General features: G+C 35.4%; 16 protein-coding genes and 1 riboswitch. Of the genes, 7 read left to right on the forward strand and 9 right to left on the reverse strand.

Features of this window, described 5'->3' with window-relative positions; translation table 11 throughout:
• Positions 1–93 precede the first annotated feature (93 nt).
• Genes MP477_RS21595 through MP477_RS21610 form a run of 4 tightly spaced genes read left to right on the forward strand, consistent with a single transcriptional unit; the run spans position 94 to position 3,429 of the window.
• On the forward strand, positions 94–837 hold the full coding sequence (locus tag MP477_RS21595) for a tetratricopeptide repeat protein (RefSeq protein WP_230041012.1): 744 nt from the start codon (positions 94–96) through the stop codon (positions 835–837).
• Entirely contained in the window at positions 837–2,576 is a 1,740-nt protein-coding gene (locus MP477_RS21600; protein ID WP_257192103.1) for a BatD family protein, read from the forward strand. The genes MP477_RS21595 and MP477_RS21600 overlap by 1 nt, the downstream gene beginning before the upstream one ends.
• A 44-nt stretch (positions 2,577–2,620) precedes the next feature.
• Positions 2,621–3,223 (forward strand): MarC family protein, encoded by a 603-nt coding sequence (locus MP477_RS21605; protein WP_230041010.1) that lies wholly within the window; start codon positions 2,621–2,623, stop codon positions 3,221–3,223.
• A gap of 5 nt (positions 3,224–3,228) precedes the next feature.
• Complete coding sequence (locus tag MP477_RS21610) at positions 3,229–3,429, forward strand: hypothetical protein (protein WP_047487286.1); 201 nt, start codon at positions 3,229–3,231, stop codon at positions 3,427–3,429.
• An 84-nt stretch (positions 3,430–3,513) separates the two neighbouring features.
• Here MP477_RS21610 and MP477_RS21615 read toward each other — a convergent pair whose 3' ends face one another.
• From MP477_RS21615 to MP477_RS21635, 5 genes are all read right to left on the reverse strand, one after another.
• Complete coding sequence (locus tag MP477_RS21615; RefSeq protein WP_257192106.1) at positions 3,514–4,479, reverse strand: chorismate-binding protein; 966 nt, start codon at positions 4,477–4,479, stop codon at positions 3,514–3,516.
• A gap of 234 nt (positions 4,480–4,713) precedes the next feature.
• Positions 4,714–5,142 carry a PaaI family thioesterase gene (locus MP477_RS21620; protein ID WP_230041008.1) on the reverse strand — a complete coding sequence of 143 codons (429 nt, stop codon included), beginning with the start codon at positions 5,140–5,142 and terminating at the stop codon, positions 4,714–4,716.
• Positions 5,143–5,172: 30 nt separating this feature from the next.
• The gene (locus MP477_RS21625; RefSeq protein WP_230041007.1) at positions 5,173–5,751 is read right to left on the reverse strand and encodes a 1-acyl-sn-glycerol-3-phosphate acyltransferase; all 579 of its coding nucleotides are present in this window, start codon (positions 5,749–5,751) and stop codon (positions 5,173–5,175) included.
• Between the two features lie 314 nt (positions 5,752–6,065).
• Complete coding sequence (locus MP477_RS21630) at positions 6,066–7,787, reverse strand: PspC domain-containing protein (protein WP_257192109.1); 1,722 nt, start codon at positions 7,785–7,787, stop codon at positions 6,066–6,068.
• Positions 7,788–7,797: 10 nt separating this feature from the next.
• Complete coding sequence (locus MP477_RS21635) at positions 7,798–8,127, reverse strand: PadR family transcriptional regulator (RefSeq protein ID WP_047487297.1); 330 nt, start codon at positions 8,125–8,127, stop codon at positions 7,798–7,800.
• A gap of 388 nt (positions 8,128–8,515) precedes the next feature.
• Here MP477_RS21635 and MP477_RS21640 point away from each other — a divergent pair, with 388 nt between their 5' ends.
• Positions 8,516–9,211, forward strand: a complete 696-nt coding sequence (locus MP477_RS21640; RefSeq protein WP_257192110.1) for a hypothetical protein — start codon at positions 8,516–8,518, stop codon at positions 9,209–9,211.
• An 8-nt stretch (positions 9,212–9,219) separates the two neighbouring features.
• Positions 9,220–9,810, forward strand: coding sequence for an HD family hydrolase (locus tag MP477_RS21645; protein WP_230041004.1), 591 nt, complete (start codon positions 9,220–9,222; stop codon positions 9,808–9,810).
• 59 nt (positions 9,811–9,869) lie between these two features.
• Here the strand turns inward: MP477_RS21645 and MP477_RS21650 are convergent, their stop codons facing one another.
• The 4 genes from MP477_RS21650 to MP477_RS21665 all read right to left on the reverse strand — a co-directional run bounded on the left by MP477_RS21650 (position 9,870) and on the right by MP477_RS21665 (position 14,798).
• A complete protein-coding gene (locus tag MP477_RS21650) occupies positions 9,870–10,253 on the reverse strand; it encodes an acyl-CoA thioesterase (RefSeq protein WP_034699813.1) in 384 nt (127 codons plus the stop codon).
• A gap of 114 nt (positions 10,254–10,367) precedes the next feature.
• Positions 10,368–10,549: riboswitch (cobalamin riboswitch) on the reverse strand.
• 33 nt (positions 10,550–10,582) lie between these two features.
• Positions 10,583–11,380 (reverse strand): hypothetical protein, encoded by a 798-nt coding sequence (locus tag MP477_RS21655; RefSeq protein ID WP_257192115.1) that lies wholly within the window; start codon positions 11,378–11,380, stop codon positions 10,583–10,585.
• Between the two features lie 32 nt (positions 11,381–11,412).
• Positions 11,413–12,075: an ATP-binding cassette domain-containing protein gene (locus MP477_RS21660; RefSeq protein WP_257192117.1), complete on the reverse strand. Its 663-nt coding sequence runs from the start codon at positions 12,073–12,075 to the stop codon at positions 11,413–11,415.
• 575 nt (positions 12,076–12,650) lie between these two features.
• A complete protein-coding gene (locus MP477_RS21665) occupies positions 12,651–14,798 on the reverse strand; it encodes a DNA mismatch repair protein MutS (RefSeq protein ID WP_257192118.1) in 2,148 nt (715 codons plus the stop codon).
• Between the two features lie 141 nt (positions 14,799–14,939).
• Here MP477_RS21665 and MP477_RS21670 point away from each other — a divergent pair, with 141 nt between their 5' ends.
• On the forward strand, positions 14,940–15,449 hold the full coding sequence (locus MP477_RS21670) for a GNAT family N-acetyltransferase (protein WP_257192119.1): 510 nt from the start codon (positions 14,940–14,942) through the stop codon (positions 15,447–15,449).
• Positions 15,450–15,511: the final 62 nt, after the last annotated feature.

Genomic DNA, 15,511 nt, shown 5'->3' on the forward strand with positions numbered 1-15,511 from the left:
TTAGAAGAGAACCTCATTTTAAAGGCCACTTTAACCGAATTTTAACAAATAAACTCCTGTTTCTTAACATTTAAAGGAATAATTTTGCAAAGGATGAATACTAAAATCTTACTTTTATCGTTTATAATTGCTTTTTCCTTCTCAGGCATTCTGTTTGGGCAGGAAAACTACAGGACTTTGGTTCATGAAGGGAACCAAAAATTTGACGGTAAAGACTATGATGGAGCATCTTCAAAATATATGGAGGCCGCAAAATCCAATGACAAAGATTTTACGGCGCATTACAATTTGGGGAATGCTTTATATAAAAGTAAGAAGTATGAAGAAGCAAAGGAAGAGTTTGAAAAAGCACAGCAGTTTTCACAGACACTTCCGGATAAAGCGGCGGCACTTCATAATTTAGGCAATAGCTATATGCAGATGAACCAGCCGGAAAAGGCTGCAGATTATTATAAAAAAGCTCTTAAGCAAAATCCGTATAGTGAGGCCACCAGGAAGAATTATGAAATTGCCAAGTTAAAGGAAAAAGAAAAACAACAGAAAAACCAGCAGAACAACTCAGGAAAAGGTGGTGGTGGTAATGATCAGAACAAAGGTGATGATCAGAAAGGCGATAAAAAAGATCAGAAGCAGGATCAGGGAAGTGGTCAGCAAAACAAAGGTAAAAGTGACCAGGGCAATGATCCTCAGCAAAAACAGGACAATGAAGGTAAAATGCCAAAAGACCTTGAAAATGCAATTCTAGATAAAATTAACGAAAAAGAAAAAGAAACCGCCAGAAGAATTTTAAATAAGAATTCTTATTCGATGCCTGAAAGCAACGAGAAAGATTGGTGATGCAGCATAAATTGATTTACATATTGCTTATTCTGGCATCCGTAATTACTTACGGACAGGTAAATCTTAGCCTTGATGCTGATAAAGCTGAATATGCCGGTAAGGATATTGTTAATCTTACAATCATTTTAGAACTCAACGGAAGTGATCTTGTACAGCAAACAGGGTTTCAGCTTCCGGATCTTTCGAAATTCAATATTATCGGAAGCGGATCGGTTACCAATACAGTGATTGATCCTGCTACCAATACACTGATTACCCAGAAAGTATCCAGAATAGCCCTTGAACCTAAGAAAAAGGGAAAAATAAAAATCGGATCGGTACTGGTTACTGTCAATAATAAAATCTATAAAACAGAACCTTTTGATGTCAATGTCAAAGAATTCGTAGAAAAGAAATCTTTAGCCGGGAATACTTCCAATGACGTCTATCTGAATATGGAGATAGAAGACAGAGAAGTATACCAGGATCAGCCTACCATTGCTGTTCTGAAGGTGTATTCCCGAAATATGGATAATCTTAGAAAAGTAAAAAATATCCATCTTCCACAGCAGGATAATATCAATGTGCACCCTATTAATTTTAACAGGTCTGAAATAGATCCGACGAATTCCGGAAATATGGCTTCCCAGATTCTGGCAATGTTTATGGTATTTCCAAATGAAGCAGGGTATGTAGAAGTTCCGGGGGTGTCAGCCTCTGTGAATTCTCATTCCAATAAAAATAAAATTCTTTCCAATAAGATAAGACTTACTGTAAAAAAACTTCCGGAAGGAGCTCCTGACTGTTTTAAAAATGCAGTGGGAAACTTCAATGTAAGTGTTTACAATGCCTCTAAAGAGAAGCCTGAGGCTAAAAAGCCAATGAATATTGTGGTAAAGGTTTCAGGAGAGGGAAATTTACCGGATATGGTACTTCCAAAAATTGCAGCGTCTCCGGATTATGAAATTTTTGCCCCTAAAATCACCTCTAAAGTATCCCCAGGAACAACGGGGATGAAAGGAGTAATTTTGGCTAACTATGTTATTATTCCTAAAAAATCGGGAGCAATTTCTATAAAAACAGAACAGTTTGCTTTTTTTAATCCTGAGAACAAAGAATATATCGATCTTGGGCAGGAAACATTGGCCTTGAATGCATTTTCTCATGAGCAGGTTCTTGAAGCCCGTTCTACGGTAGAGAAAGTAAATGAATATACCAATAATCTGCTTGAAACGGTAAACACTCCGGTTTTAAAGACCACTTCATTTAAAGTAAAAGAAAAAAGTAAATTCCATTGGAATATTCTCTTCACCAATATTGTGATCCTTTTGGGGTTATTTGTTGCTTACCTGTTATTTAAGACTTGGCAAAAAAAACGTACATTAGTTAGGGAAAATGCACCGTCTAAATCTTTAGGATCAGTGGCCGAAACAGAAAGGGAAATCAAGGAATTGCTGAAAACGGATATTAATGACTATTTCAGCTACCTTGAAAATCTTAAAGATAACGGAGAATACGAAAAGTTCTTTGAAACAATGGAAGAATTGGATGAGGAAGTAAGAGCTCAGTATTTTCAGGGCTCTGTCAGTGAGTTTAAGACTTTTCTTGAAAATCACAAAGGTTCTTCTTTTGCAGAAGACTACGGAAAACTTCAGCAGAAAATTCAAATTGAAAAATATTCTCCTGTGAAATCTGTAGAAGGACTTGAGGAACTTTTGAAAACAATTGTTAATTTATATTCACAAATTAGCAAATAGTTAATTTATTTTCATATTTTTGCGAAATTTTTAATTACAAAGAGATGGAAATTTTTGATGGTTTCTCTATTAAAGAGGTCGTTACAAGCTTTATGGTTCTTTTCGCCGTTATTGACATTATCGGTTCAGTTCCTATTATAGTAAGCCTTCAACAGAAGTTCGGGCAAATTGAAGCTGGAAAAGCTGCAATTACTGCCGGCCTTATTATGATTGTTTTTCTATTCGTAGGAAATAAGATCCTTAAACTGATTGGAGTAGACGTGAATTCCTTTGCCATTGCCGGAGCTTTTGTGATTTTTGTCATAGCCCTGGAAATGATTTTAGGAATTGAAATCAATAAAACCACCGAAGCAAAAGCGGCATCCATTGTTCCCATTGCATTTCCGCTGGTTGCAGGTGCCGGAACACTGACTACCGCGCTATCTCTCAGAGCTGAATTCCATGATATTAATATTATTTTAGGAATTATTCTTAATACAATTTTCGTATATTTGGTGCTTAAATCAGCGAAATGGCTGGAAAGGAAAATAGGGGATGCTACATTGATGATCCTTCAGAAAGTTTTCGGAATTATCCTGCTGGCAATTTCAATTAAATTATTCACCGCAAATTTTGCCCAGTTGGTGCTGAATTATGTTAATTTTTAGAAATTATGAAGAAGTTTTATAAAGTATTTTTAGTACTATTTATTGTATTCATTGCCATTAATCTTTATGCTATAGATTGGCAGTCGGATGTTTTATCAGAAGAGAGTGATAACCTGAAGTTTGTATTTTCTGCGGCAGCAGCTTTTATTGGGCTTATTTTGCTTTTCGTTATGGATACGTGGAGCAGAATCGGAGTAAAGAAATAACTCAGATAACTTATATTTAAAATAAACAAAACCTCTTTCAATCTGAAGGAGGTTTCTTATTTCTATTTAAATTCTTTATGTTTTTTACGAAGTTGCCAGATTTTTAAGAATGGCTTCAGACTTCAGTTCTGTTTCAGTCCATTCTTTTTCCGGATTGCTCTGAGCGGTAATTCCGCCACCGACAAAGACATGTACAGAGTCTTGATAAAGTCTTGCACATCGCAGATTTACAAAAAATTGTATACTTTCTTCAGTTTCAATTTTAATGTAACCGGCATATAATTCACGGGGAAACTTTTCATACCTCTGAATATTTTCAATGCAGAAGTCTTTAGGAATTCCACATACTGCCGGAGTAGGATGAAGATCCCGGATAAGGGTATCAAGGTCCTCAGGCTTTATATAAGTCCGGAAATCTGTACGAAGGTGTTTGATGTTGCCGGAGATATGATCGTAGGTTTCTGACTGCTGTACATTGCCGGAATAATTTGTAAGGATATCCTGAATATAGGTGGTAACGGGTTTTTGTTCTTCAACCTCCTTTTCGGCCCATTCTTCTGAAACCGGTAGCGTACCCGCCAGTGCCATGGTTTCAAATTCGTGTGTTTCCTTATTGAACTTTCCTAAAACTTCAGAAAAAGCACCCATCCAGGTGTTCTGTCCATCATTAAATAAATACCTGAATGCATTCGGATAAGAGGTGCACAGGTTTTTAAAGCTTTCTGTGAGATCAATCTGATCAAAGTTCCTGAATATCTTTCTTCTTGAATAAACCAGTTTAGGAAGTTGGTTTTTTTTTATCACCTCAATCACATTGTGAAGACTATGGATATATTCTTCCTTCGTTTCTTCTTCAAAATGGGTTTGATCCTGTAATAAGGGATTGTTTATAATACCGGTTGCAATCTGCTGCTCTTCAGCCTCAGTAATTTCACCTTTAAAACTTACCTGTTGCAGTTTGTCAAAAGAATAAAAATTTATGGAATTTATATTCTGATTTTTATCTGTGGAATATAATTGTTCGTCAAAAGGAAATTTGAAATAAATCATTAGCTGTGGATAGATTTTGAAAATCACCGCCCGGAAATATTATAGGCAATTCCCACGTTGATTTTCCTTTCTGCAAAGGTATTATTAGTCTTAAAAATGTCAAAATTAAAAGAGCTGTTTTTTAAAGAAATATTCTTTACTTTATATTCCGGTACTCTGAAAAGTTTGCAGTAAGTATATAAAAAAGACTCAAAAAAATTGAGTCTTCTATTTTTTATTGATATTCCTTTTAATCTATTTCAGGATAATAGCATTCGTCATCGTCGTATGGTTGATGAGTACTCCTTTTTCATCCCTGATCTCAATTTCTGAAACATGCATGGTTTTTCCTTTTCTGATAAAGCGGGCAGTAGCGGTTACAAGCCCATCTTTCTTACTTCTCAGATGATTGGAATTGATATTGGTTCCCACACCATAGTATTTGTTCCCGTCTATGAAAATATTAGACAGGCTTGACCCTAAGGTTTCAGCCAATACACAGCTGGCTCCTCCATGCAGGATTCCAAAAGGCTGATGGGTTCTTGGAAGCACAGGCATTGTGGCCGTAAGGGTTTCATTTTCGACATCAATGTCGATGAATTTTATTTCCAGTGTTTTTGCCAGGGTTTCGTTTCCCCAGTTATTCAAAAACGCCAATATTTCTTCTTTATTCTGACCTTTCATTGTATGTTGATAATTTGCTGTTGATGATACTTATTCCCCCATAATATTAGGATTCCAGTTAGCCGGAATTTTAGGACCAATATCATTTTTAATGTAATAATCCTGAATTTCCTGCATAATCTCTGAAAAAGGAGCAGATGCAAGCCTTTCATAAGGAATGGTATAGCCCAGGTAAACAATATTTCTTTTGAAATCTCCCGCTGCCAGTACAATAGGAACTTTTGCTGCCAATGCCATGTGATAGAAACCTTTTCTCCATTTCGGAACCCAGCTTCTTGTTCCTTCCGGGGTAATAACCAGGCTGAAATCTTCTTTTGCAAATTGATTCGCTACAAAGTTGACCAGATCATTTTTTTGAGTTCTGTCTATACCGATACCTCCAAGTCCTCTTACAAGGCTTCCATACCATGCCTTGGTGTGGGCATCTTTAATAATGATCTTTAATGGCTTCCCTAAAGACCAGTAGGCAAGATTTCCTAAAATGTATTCCATATTATGGGTATGTGGTGCCACCACAAGGATACATCTGTTCAGGCTGTTTACATCGCCCTGCAGAACGACTTTCCAGCCCAATAATTTTAGCATTAGTCTGCCTATCAGTTTTTTCATAGATTCTTGGATTAAAACAAAAAAAGTATAACCAAACTTTGGTTATACTTTACAAATATATTGAAATATTATCGCTCTTAAAACAAACCGTTGATTAAATCTACGATTTTCATAACAAATTCCAGGGCAAATTGTATCATGATAGGGGTGTGTTTTTTGTTGGTTGGTTATTATATTTTAATACTACGAAAGTAAAGCTTTTTTTTCACATAGGAAACTAAATAATATGATATTTTTTCTTTTCTGAGAGAAGAAGAGTGTGAATTTCAAACGGTTGCTATCCACTCACACCTTCTCGCACTCTCTGAAGTTAATTATTTAGTTTGTATGGAAATTTCGTTTTTTCCGTCTTTGATCTTGATGTCTACATCTTTGTTCAGTTTTTTGATGTCGGACGTTACAGAATCAATTACTTTTTCAGCCTGGTAGTTTGGAACTTTTTTACCATTAATGATTACACTGTCTTTATCATTAGGATCATAGTTTATTGTAGAACCGTTTACTGTAATCTTATTTTTTTCGATTCTTATACCATGCTGGTTCTCATCTCTGTCCTGATCATCATCATTGATGCCGTCACCATCCAGATCCCCATCGAAGTTGATGCTGTCTTTTTTTAATGGAATAACAATTGCTTTTTGAGGAACTACCAGTTCATAATTTACTCTGTAGTCTCTGAATCTGTGTTCATATGGATACTTAACGTAGTTTGGAAGTATCACTTTGTTATCAACAACCTCTACCGGTACCGTTAACTGAATAGGGAAGTTATAGCCGTTTCCTTCTTTTTTAATGATCAGATAAGGGGTTTTGATATCCGGTTTTCTCGTTACGTCTACAGAAATATAATCTTCTTCATAAACGAATCTCTTATCAGAATAAATATCATCATCATAAGCTTTGAAGTTTTGTGGGATGCTTACCTGTTTTACATCTAGATAAACGGTGTCAGAATTGGTATTGATAGCTACATTTTCTGTGTCTTCTTTGCTGCCTCTGTAGATCAGGTTTTTCTTTGCCATACTTAATCCAAAGTAAGTTCCTAATCCGATTAACAGAAGAAATAGTCCACCTATTACCCATCCGATATTTCTCAGCTTAGTTTTTGGAGAGAATATTTTAATGCTTAATAAGCTAAAGATAATAGCCGGGATTAAGCTTCCGATAACCATTATAGCTGCCAATACCTTATCAAGGCCGTTATCATCCATATAGAATCTGATCTGATTGGCACCAGGGAAATCTGTATCCATTCCAAAAAGGCCAAAGACTACAAATACTCCAATAATACTTCCTACAGCCATCAGCACAAAGATTCCGCCCACTATATATTTAAAAATATTCCAGACTCCGCTTCCTGCGTTGTTGATATAAGGTTTGTTTTCGTTATATATTTCTCCGACTCTCTGAGTAGATTCATTAGCAAACTGTACTAATTTATTAGACTCATTCTTAAGATTGTCGAAGTTCATAGGCTTTCCCTGCATTTTCAGGAAATCTGCTGCTGTTTCAGCTTTTGGAAGAACGATCCAAAGGATAACATATAAAAGTCCGATCAATGAGGAAGAAATAGCTGCGGTAAAAATTCCTAAGACGAAAATTCCTAACCAGATGGCTCTCATAGCCGTAATATCCATCCCTACATATTGTGCTAAACCTGCACAAACTCCTGCAACCTTTTGCTTCTCAGGATCACGGAACAATTGCTTTTTATCCGTATAATTGGAACCTGAGTAGTTATTTTTATTTGTTGTTTTTTCAGAAAAATAAGCCTCTTCCTGTTCTTCTATTTTTTCCGGAGTTCCGATCTGTGCGATTACTTTTTCTACATCAATATCATTAATCACTTCACGTTTTCCCAGAGAATCTCTGAAGATCTCTACCATTCTTATTTCTATGTCGTGCATTACCTCATCTACTTCAGAAGCATCCAGTGAGCTTCTAAGAGCGTTCAGGTAATCGCTGAGCTTTATATATGCGTGTTCTTCTATGGTAAAAGAAAAACCTGCGAGTCCTATTGAGAGTGTCTTGTTCATAGCTTTGTTTTTAATGTTGTTGAGTGATTTGGCTTACTGACGCTGTCAGTTCATTCCAGGTGTTTTGAAGTTCATTCAGGAAAAGCTTTCCTTTTTCAGTGATCTGATAATATTTTCTGGGTGGCCCTCCTGTAGATTCTTCCCATCTGTAAGAGAGAAACTCTCCATTTTTAAGCCTTGTCAGAAGTGGGTAGAGGGTTCCTTCCACAACATCCAGTTTTCCTTTTTTCAGTTCATCTATCAGATCAGAAACATACATTTCGCGATGATTGATGAGACTTAGAATACAGAATTCCAGAATTCCTTTTCGCATTTGCGCTTTGGTATTTTCGGTATTCATCTTTGATAAGTTTTTGTTAATTGGTTATATTTTAGAATATTGCTCCTAGCTAGATGAGCTTATTCCGATTTTACATTACAAAGATATGTAATTAAAATGGTAATATGCAATACAAAGTAGTGGAATTTTTAAAATAATACAGTTAAATAATTGATAATCAGAATTATAATTTTTGTTTATCGATTTGTTAAAAAAGGAATGAGACCAGAATAGTCCCGAAAATGGTAAATAATGAAGATAGGCTGAAAAGAAATGGAGGTGTTCTATAGCAAATCTTGAATAAAATTCATTCTTTATCTACGGCCAAGAGATTTTGAAATCGGCGTTATGATTTGTATTTTTGTTGTAATAATTTATAAAAAAACACCTAAATCTATTTGCTATTACTATGAAAATTTTGAATTATTACAGAAGTTTATCTGCATGTATTCTGCTAGGCCCTTTATGTTTTGGACAATATCAGTTTGAAGTTAAAGAAGCATCCAAGAACTATAATAATGCTATTATTACTATTGAAAATTGCTTTGATGAGCAGTGTAAAGACAGGGGAACAATAGAACTCTATGATAATAAGAACACCAAAGTTCAGACTTTTACTTCCGAAGATCTGGTATTTTATTTAAACAAAGGTCAAAAATTGGTACCCGGAAAAATGATTCAGCTGACCCATGAGGAAAGTCCTTTTATTATTGATGATTTTAACTTTGACGGAACGGAAGATATAGCTATTAGAAACGGAAATAAAGGAAATTACAGCAGTGCATCCTATGATGTCTATGTATTTAACAGTACCAGAATGGCATTTGTGAAAAGTGAGGAGCTTACGGAAATTGGCTCCAATTATTTTGGATTATTCGGTGTAGATGCCAAGCGTAAGCGCCTTGTTGCCACAGGAAAATCCGGATGTTGCATGATTTTTACTACAGAATATCAAGTAATTCCTAACAAAGGATTAGAAAAGGTATTGGAGAGGGAAGAAGATATGACCAATGAAGACCGTGTAAAAGTGATTACCAGGGAAAAAATAAATAACAAATGGGTTACCAGAACCAAGGTATATCCGGCAGGGCAATATAATAGATAAATAATACAATGAAAATTCAGAAAGAAATCGATTTTATCCTGGCAGTAGATGCTTTGAAAAACGTACAAAGAAGAAATTATAATGCAGATGATTCAAGAAGGGAAAATACTGCAGAACACTCGTGGCAGATTGTTATTCTTGCACAGATTTTATATCCTTATGCAAAAAACCGTGCTGACATTGACCTCCTGAGAGTTATCAGAATGCTTTCCATTCACGACTTGGTTGAAATTGAGGCTGGCGATACTTTTCTTTTTGATGAAAAAGCGATGGTTGGCAAGTTTGAAAGGGAAAAAGTTTCTGCTCAAAAGATCTTTGGAATTTTAGACGAGCCGTTACGTTCGGAGTTTTTCAATTTATGGCTGGAATTTGAAGAAGAAATAACGCCAGATGCTATTTTTGCGTGTGCTATTGACAGAATTATTCCTTTTATCCTCAATTCACATACCTCAGGAAAAAGCTGGACAGAAGCCGGAGTTACGGAAAAACAAATTAGAAGCATGCTTGAAAATGCCATCTGCAGAGCTTCTGATGAGATGGGGGAAGCTTTTGAATTATTGCTGACCAGAAGTCTGGAAACCGGAAAAGTGATCAAATAAAAGCTTAGTTTTTACTATAAATAGTTTCGGGCGGCCTTTGGCCGCCCGAAACTTTATAATTATAGGATTTGGATTGGCTTTTTGAATTCATCAATGGCTACAAAAGTAAAGTCGCCAATGATTGCTTTTTCTCTTTCGTAAGAATACATCTGTTCCGTGTAGATCTCTACATTGACCTTCATACTGGTTTTTCCAACGTAGGAAACTTTCCCAATCAGTTCAACAATAGTTCCTGCGGGGATAGGTTTTTTAAAATCAATTTTATCACTGCTTACGGTTACCACTCTTTTTCTTGCAAATCGGGTAGCAGTAATGAAGGCTACTTCATCCATCAGCTGCATAGCCGTACCTCCAAAAAGTGTATCATAATGATTCGTTGTATTAGGGAAAACCGCTTTAAATATTCTGGTTTCAGATGCTTCAATTCTTTCTTCTGTAGTCATATTTCATTATTAATTAAAACGAAATGAAATACTATTAAAACAACAGAATAATAACAGGAATCCAAGAAATCCCTGAAAAAATCCATCAGATCAATAAACTTCATATCGCGAAAGTTTTTTGTTTAAGAAAAAGGCAGGTCTCCTGACTTGTAACATCTTTTATCCCCTTCCCATGCCCCGCACAGTGGATCTTAATAAAAGACTTCAGTTACTTACAGTTGCGCGACAGTTCGTGATTTTCACACGATTCCCTTTTTAATCTGCTGTTAGGCAGAACCTATTTCCATGATGAATAAGCGTTAAACTTTTTCGGGGCAAAAATAATGAATTTATTCCGGATTATGGTAAATAATCTGACTGATCACTCTTCCTTTTTTAATGGTCCAAAGACTTGTATATCTGTATTCTCCTGAACCATTGATCATATAAAGAAAGATATTGTCGTTATCTAAAGAGGTTACCGCCACATTATTGAAATCCATGGTGGGCTGAAACATGTTTTTGATAGCTTCCCTTACAAAAACAGAACCTCTTCCAGGCTGCTGAACCCTGATTGATTTAATTTCGGTCATGCCTTCAGGGAGATCATTGCCTATTCCCCATGGCTTTACTTTATCGATAGTAAGGAGTTTTCCATCAGCATCTTTCTCCTTTTTACGGTATCCGGCATTGGATGGGTAAATATCAATAACTACTTTACTCCTTTGAGCTGTGGGGATTTTAGGGTCAGAATTATCGGTGAAAATAAGCGACTTTCCATTCTTGGATTTGGAAGGTGTATACTGGGGAAGCTGGTCAATATAAGCAATACGATCTTTATTTACCATTCCTTCCTTATCAAGAGTTTCATACCTTACAAAAGGCTTTTCCTCGTCCTGTTTTTCAGGATATTTGATCCAGATCCATTCCGTTTCTCCCGGCGCCGGCTTTACATAAACAAAAACATCCCCTTTACGCATACGGATCTTATCTACAATCTTCCTGTAATTATCCTTATGTACGCGTACATTGGCATATCCTTCTTCAGCTTTTACCACTCCAAAAGGAACCTTATTCTGGCCTTTAACCAATGCTAAAGAGAAAATACTAAATGCAGATAGATAGAATGCTTTGTTTACTGAAATCATTATAACAAATTTTTGATCCCCAAATATATAAATTAAATGCTTTTCGGAAGATAATTATACTGTTGCAGTTCTTTTAAATCTTGTATTTTCTTTAAATGAGAGTCTGAAAGAAGATATACATTATCTGAAATATCTAATACATCCACATAATGATGATCTGAAATAATGAAACCTTTATTCTCAGATTGGATCTGGAGAATCATTTTAAGCTTATCAATAGCTTTTGGAGAAAGATTGTGAAACGGTTCATCCAGCAGTACAAAGTCTGCTTTAGAATGGATAATCAATAAAGCTTCAATAAGCCTCAGTTCTCCTCCTGAAAGATTTTTAGGTTTTTCATTGAGAAAGGGACTGATCAATTCTGAAGTAAGAAGATGATCGGTATCTTTCTTGTCACAGAAAAGAGGAATCAAATGTTTAATCTTGTTATTTTTAGGTAAAAATGAATGTTGAGGAAGATAAGAGATTATACTTTTCCTGTCTGACAGTTTTTTTAAAACTTTACCTTGACATCGTATAAACTGGGAGTCGCTGCTGATCACTCCAAAGATGATTTTTAATAACGTTGATTTTCCAGATCCGTTTCTCCCCAAAAGTCCTATAATCTGGCCCTTCTCACATCCAAGATAAATATCCTGTAGGATTTTCTTGTCTTTAAAAGATTTTGTGACACTGTCAATATGAAGCTTATTCATAAGAACTGAGTGATGAATTTTATAATTAAACTTATTAAAACTGTTGTGATCCAAAGAAATGACCTTGAAAACCCAAAATTAGCATAAAAGTAATATTCATTCTTAAACCTTAGTTCATAAATAAAATAATGAAGAACAGGTAAAATTAAAAGAAAACTGAGCCCGAATGCTTTAGAACTGAATGGTAATAGTAAAGACAAGACTAAAGAAAATAATATGGTAGCGGGTATTATTTTTTTGTAAAAAATCCAGAGAACAGATAAACTTTTAGTCATATCTCAAATATATCATTTCTGGTTAAAAAGAAGAAGGAGAAAATTGATAATTATAAATGAACTTTCATTACCCTTCAAAAAGAATTTAAAGATAAAAAGAGTATTTTTAATAACACCCTTTTTATCAGATATGTAATTTAAGAGCTGGAATTATTTTTAGCGGCCCATAAATAGTCTCCGGATTATTTTTCAGGAAAATAAGAAATAAAGTACAAAAAGAAAGAGAGCATCTCATGATGCTCTCCATTAGTTATTTTAGATTAATTTTCAAATTCTCAAATTAACGCATTCTCCAATTGATTAAATTCTTTCAAGTTCCTCCGCATCAATAGTCGTTTTGAAAGTTCCGTAATTGACAATTACTTTGTTTCGGGATATTTTCTCAATCGTCCCTACACTGGTACTTCCTGTGATGCGGACACGTTGTCCTACTTTCATCCAAACAGCACGGTCACTTTTACGTTTTTCCTCCAGTTTTTCATTGGTTTCAGCAATTTTTTCAATCACATCTTCCTTTTTAAGCTGTTGGGTAATCTTCCTCTTAACCACCTGAAGACGTTTTGATTCATCTTTATCAGCGCCTATTTTTCTGAACTTTTCCTGTTCCAGAAGCTTTACAAAATCCTTTACAACATCTTTCCTTGATTTTCCTTTTGTATAGCTGTCTATGAACGCCTCAATTTTGTTTCCAAACTGAAGTTTACGGTGTTCCTCTTCATAGAGTTTCTGGAAATTAAAGAGCTTTTGCTGAAGCTGTTCATTCAGTTTCTGAAGATTATCACGCTTATCTTCTACAGATTCTTTTCTTTCAGCAAGGTCAGATTTCAGCTTTTCAACCTCAAACTTTTCCTGCTGCAGCTTCACAATGGTCTTATCAAGATTCACAATATCATGTTCCACTTTTTTCTTTGCAGAATGAATAATGAATCTTGGAATTCTATTCTTCTCAGCAACTTCGAATGTGAATGAACTTCCCGCTTGTCCCACTTCCAATTTATACATGGGTTCAAGGGTTTCTTCATTAAACAGCATAGCTGCATTTTCAGCATTGGGAAGTTGTTCTATCACCAGCTTAATGTTGGTATAGTGTGTGGTAATGATTGCAAAACTTTTCTTGTCGTAGAAATACTCCATAAAACTTTCTGCCAAAGCACCTCCCAGTTCCGGATCAGAACCTGTTCCGAACTCATCAATCAGTAAAAGAGTATTCGCATCAGCCTCACGGATGATCCCGGACATTTTCTTAAGTCTTGATGAATAGGTGGACAGATGGTTTTCAATAGATTGGTTATCACCGATATCAGTCATCATTTTCTCAAAGAAAAACATTTCAGACTTCGGATGAACAGGAACCAGAATACCACTCTGAATCATCAGCTGTAATAATCCAACTGTTTTTAACGTAATTGATTTTCCACCGGCATTCGGGCCGGAAATACAGATAATTCTGTTGTGTTCCGTTAAAGCCAAGGTTTGAGGATAGATTGTTTTGTTTTCTACCTTATTTCTTAACCATAATAACGGATGGAAGGCATCCCTCAGCTTTAAGGTTTTATGGCGGTTTATTTTCGGTAATACCCCGTTAATTAAATCTGCAAACTTAGCTTTAGCTCTTGTAAGGTCAAGATCAAAAATATAGATCTGATATCTCCACAGCTGAGGCTGAAACTCTGCCAGCTCACCAGTAAGTTTTCTCAGAACCCTGTCTATTTCTTTTTTCTCTTCCTCTTCACTTTCACGAAGCTTGAAGTAATGCTTTACAACACTGTCCGGCTGGATATAAGTAATGGAACCTGTTTTTGAAATCCCTAATGTTCTGCCCGGAATTCTTTTTTTGAAACCCGATTTTACGGCAAGAACCCTTTGGTCATCAATAATAGTCTCCCGGATATCATCCAAAAAATCACTTTGTCCATAGGTGGTAAGCGCACGGTTGAAATTTTCCTGAATGGCTTTCTTAGCATGCTGGATCTCTGTTCTCAACTCTTTTAAAGCGGCAGAAGCCTCACTTTTTACTTCACCAAAACGGTTGAAAACTTTATCTACCTTCTCAATAATCTCTTTCTTAAACTCCAGTACAGAAACATCTTCTATAAGGGTAGGGAAGGTTTCCGGCATGGTAGGGAAGAACTTCTGAAGCCTTCCTATTTGTTCTGTGATGGTTTTGATTTTAATGAAAGCACTGTTTTCAAGACGGTAATTTTCAATCAGCATTAATTTCAGCTCATTTTCAATATCTTCATACTCATCAAACGGAATTGCATTTGAACTTTCAAAACTCGACAGATACTCTGACGTTTTTTTCAATGAAAGCTCTGCCTCGTCTATTTCCATCGGACGAAGTTGAAGAATTTTCTCTCGTGTTTTCGGAGAATACGCAAGGGGGGAAATTTCCGCGAGTAATTGCGGAAACTCTAATTCGTCTAAATCTTCTTTATCTATATACACACTGCAAATTTAGTGAGAAAATGTGAATGTAATACGGTGGTAATTTGAAAATGAGCTAATTTGAGAGATTGACAATAAAGAATGAGAAAGGTTTTTCTGATAAAAGTTTTTAATTGATGATGAGTTTAATACATTTGAAGGATGAAACTGGAAACCGAACGATTCATTTTAAAGGAAATCAATGAAAACCATGTAGAAGATATTTTACGGATCCGGAGCAATGAGCTGATTAATCAATATGTTAGAAGAAACTCACCCAAGACCAACTATGACGCTTTAGAATTTATTTTAAGCATCAGGAAAAGAACTCAGAATAAAGAGATCATTTTCTGGGGAATTTCTTATAAAAACCAAAAGAACCTTATTGGAACTATCTGCCTGTGGAAATTCTCAGAAGACCGGAAAACTGCGGAAGTAGGATATGAGCTGCTTCCCGATTATCATAAAAAAGGAATTATGAGTGAAGCATTGAAATCCGTTTTAAATTTTGGATTTAATGACTTAAATTTACAGGAAATTTTAGCTTTCACCAGTAACCAGAATGAAAATTCCAAGGGATTACTTTTAAAGCATAATTTTGTTTTAAAAGAAAACAAAACAGACGAAAAGAATCCTGAAAATGTTATTTTTAGTCTGAAAAAAGCCCTTTAGTTTACCAAAAGACAGTGTTTTTTGATAAAGCAAGAATAGTAAATAATCAAATGAACTCATTA

Source organism: Chryseobacterium sp. WG23, assembly GCF_024586575.1.
In the GTDB taxonomy this organism is placed as follows: Bacteria; Bacteroidota; Bacteroidia; order Flavobacteriales; family Weeksellaceae; genus Chryseobacterium.

What these genes read in the sequence shown, in the direction of transcription:
- MP477_RS21635 (WP_047487297.1), bottom strand. Translation starts at nt 8,127, where the DNA reads ATGAATACCGAAAATACCAAAGCGCAAATGCGAAAAGGAATTCTGGAA.
- MP477_RS21645 (WP_230041004.1), top strand. Translation starts at nt 9,220, where the DNA reads ATGAAAATTCAGAAAGAAATCGATTTTATCCTGGCAGTAGATGCTTTG.
- MP477_RS21660 (WP_257192117.1), bottom strand. Translation starts at nt 12,075, where the DNA reads ATGAATAAGCTTCATATTGACAGTGTCACAAAATCTTTTAAAGACAAG.
- MP477_RS21600 (WP_257192103.1), top strand. Translation starts at nt 837, where the DNA reads ATGCAGCATAAATTGATTTACATATTGCTTATTCTGGCATCCGTAATT.
- MP477_RS21595 (WP_230041012.1), top strand. Translation starts at nt 94, where the DNA reads ATGAATACTAAAATCTTACTTTTATCGTTTATAATTGCTTTTTCCTTC.
- MP477_RS21670 (WP_257192119.1), top strand. Translation starts at nt 14,940, where the DNA reads ATGAAACTGGAAACCGAACGATTCATTTTAAAGGAAATCAATGAAAAC.
- MP477_RS21610 (WP_047487286.1), top strand. Translation starts at nt 3,229, where the DNA reads ATGAAGAAGTTTTATAAAGTATTTTTAGTACTATTTATTGTATTCATT.
- MP477_RS21640 (WP_257192110.1), top strand. Translation starts at nt 8,516, where the DNA reads ATGAAAATTTTGAATTATTACAGAAGTTTATCTGCATGTATTCTGCTA.
- MP477_RS21650 (WP_034699813.1), bottom strand. Translation starts at nt 10,253, where the DNA reads ATGACTACAGAAGAAAGAATTGAAGCATCTGAAACCAGAATATTTAAA.
- MP477_RS21655 (WP_257192115.1), bottom strand. Translation starts at nt 11,380, where the DNA reads ATGATTTCAGTAAACAAAGCATTCTATCTATCTGCATTTAGTATTTTC.
- MP477_RS21605 (WP_230041010.1), top strand. Translation starts at nt 2,621, where the DNA reads ATGGAAATTTTTGATGGTTTCTCTATTAAAGAGGTCGTTACAAGCTTT.
- MP477_RS21625 (WP_230041007.1), bottom strand. Translation starts at nt 5,751, where the DNA reads ATGAAAAAACTGATAGGCAGACTAATGCTAAAATTATTGGGCTGGAAA.
- MP477_RS21630 (WP_257192109.1), bottom strand. Translation starts at nt 7,787, where the DNA reads ATGAACAAGACACTCTCAATAGGACTCGCAGGTTTTTCTTTTACCATA.
- MP477_RS21620 (WP_230041008.1), bottom strand. Translation starts at nt 5,142, where the DNA reads ATGAAAGGTCAGAATAAAGAAGAAATATTGGCGTTTTTGAATAACTGG.
- MP477_RS21615 (WP_257192106.1), bottom strand. Translation starts at nt 4,479, where the DNA reads ATGATTTATTTCAAATTTCCTTTTGACGAACAATTATATTCCACAGAT.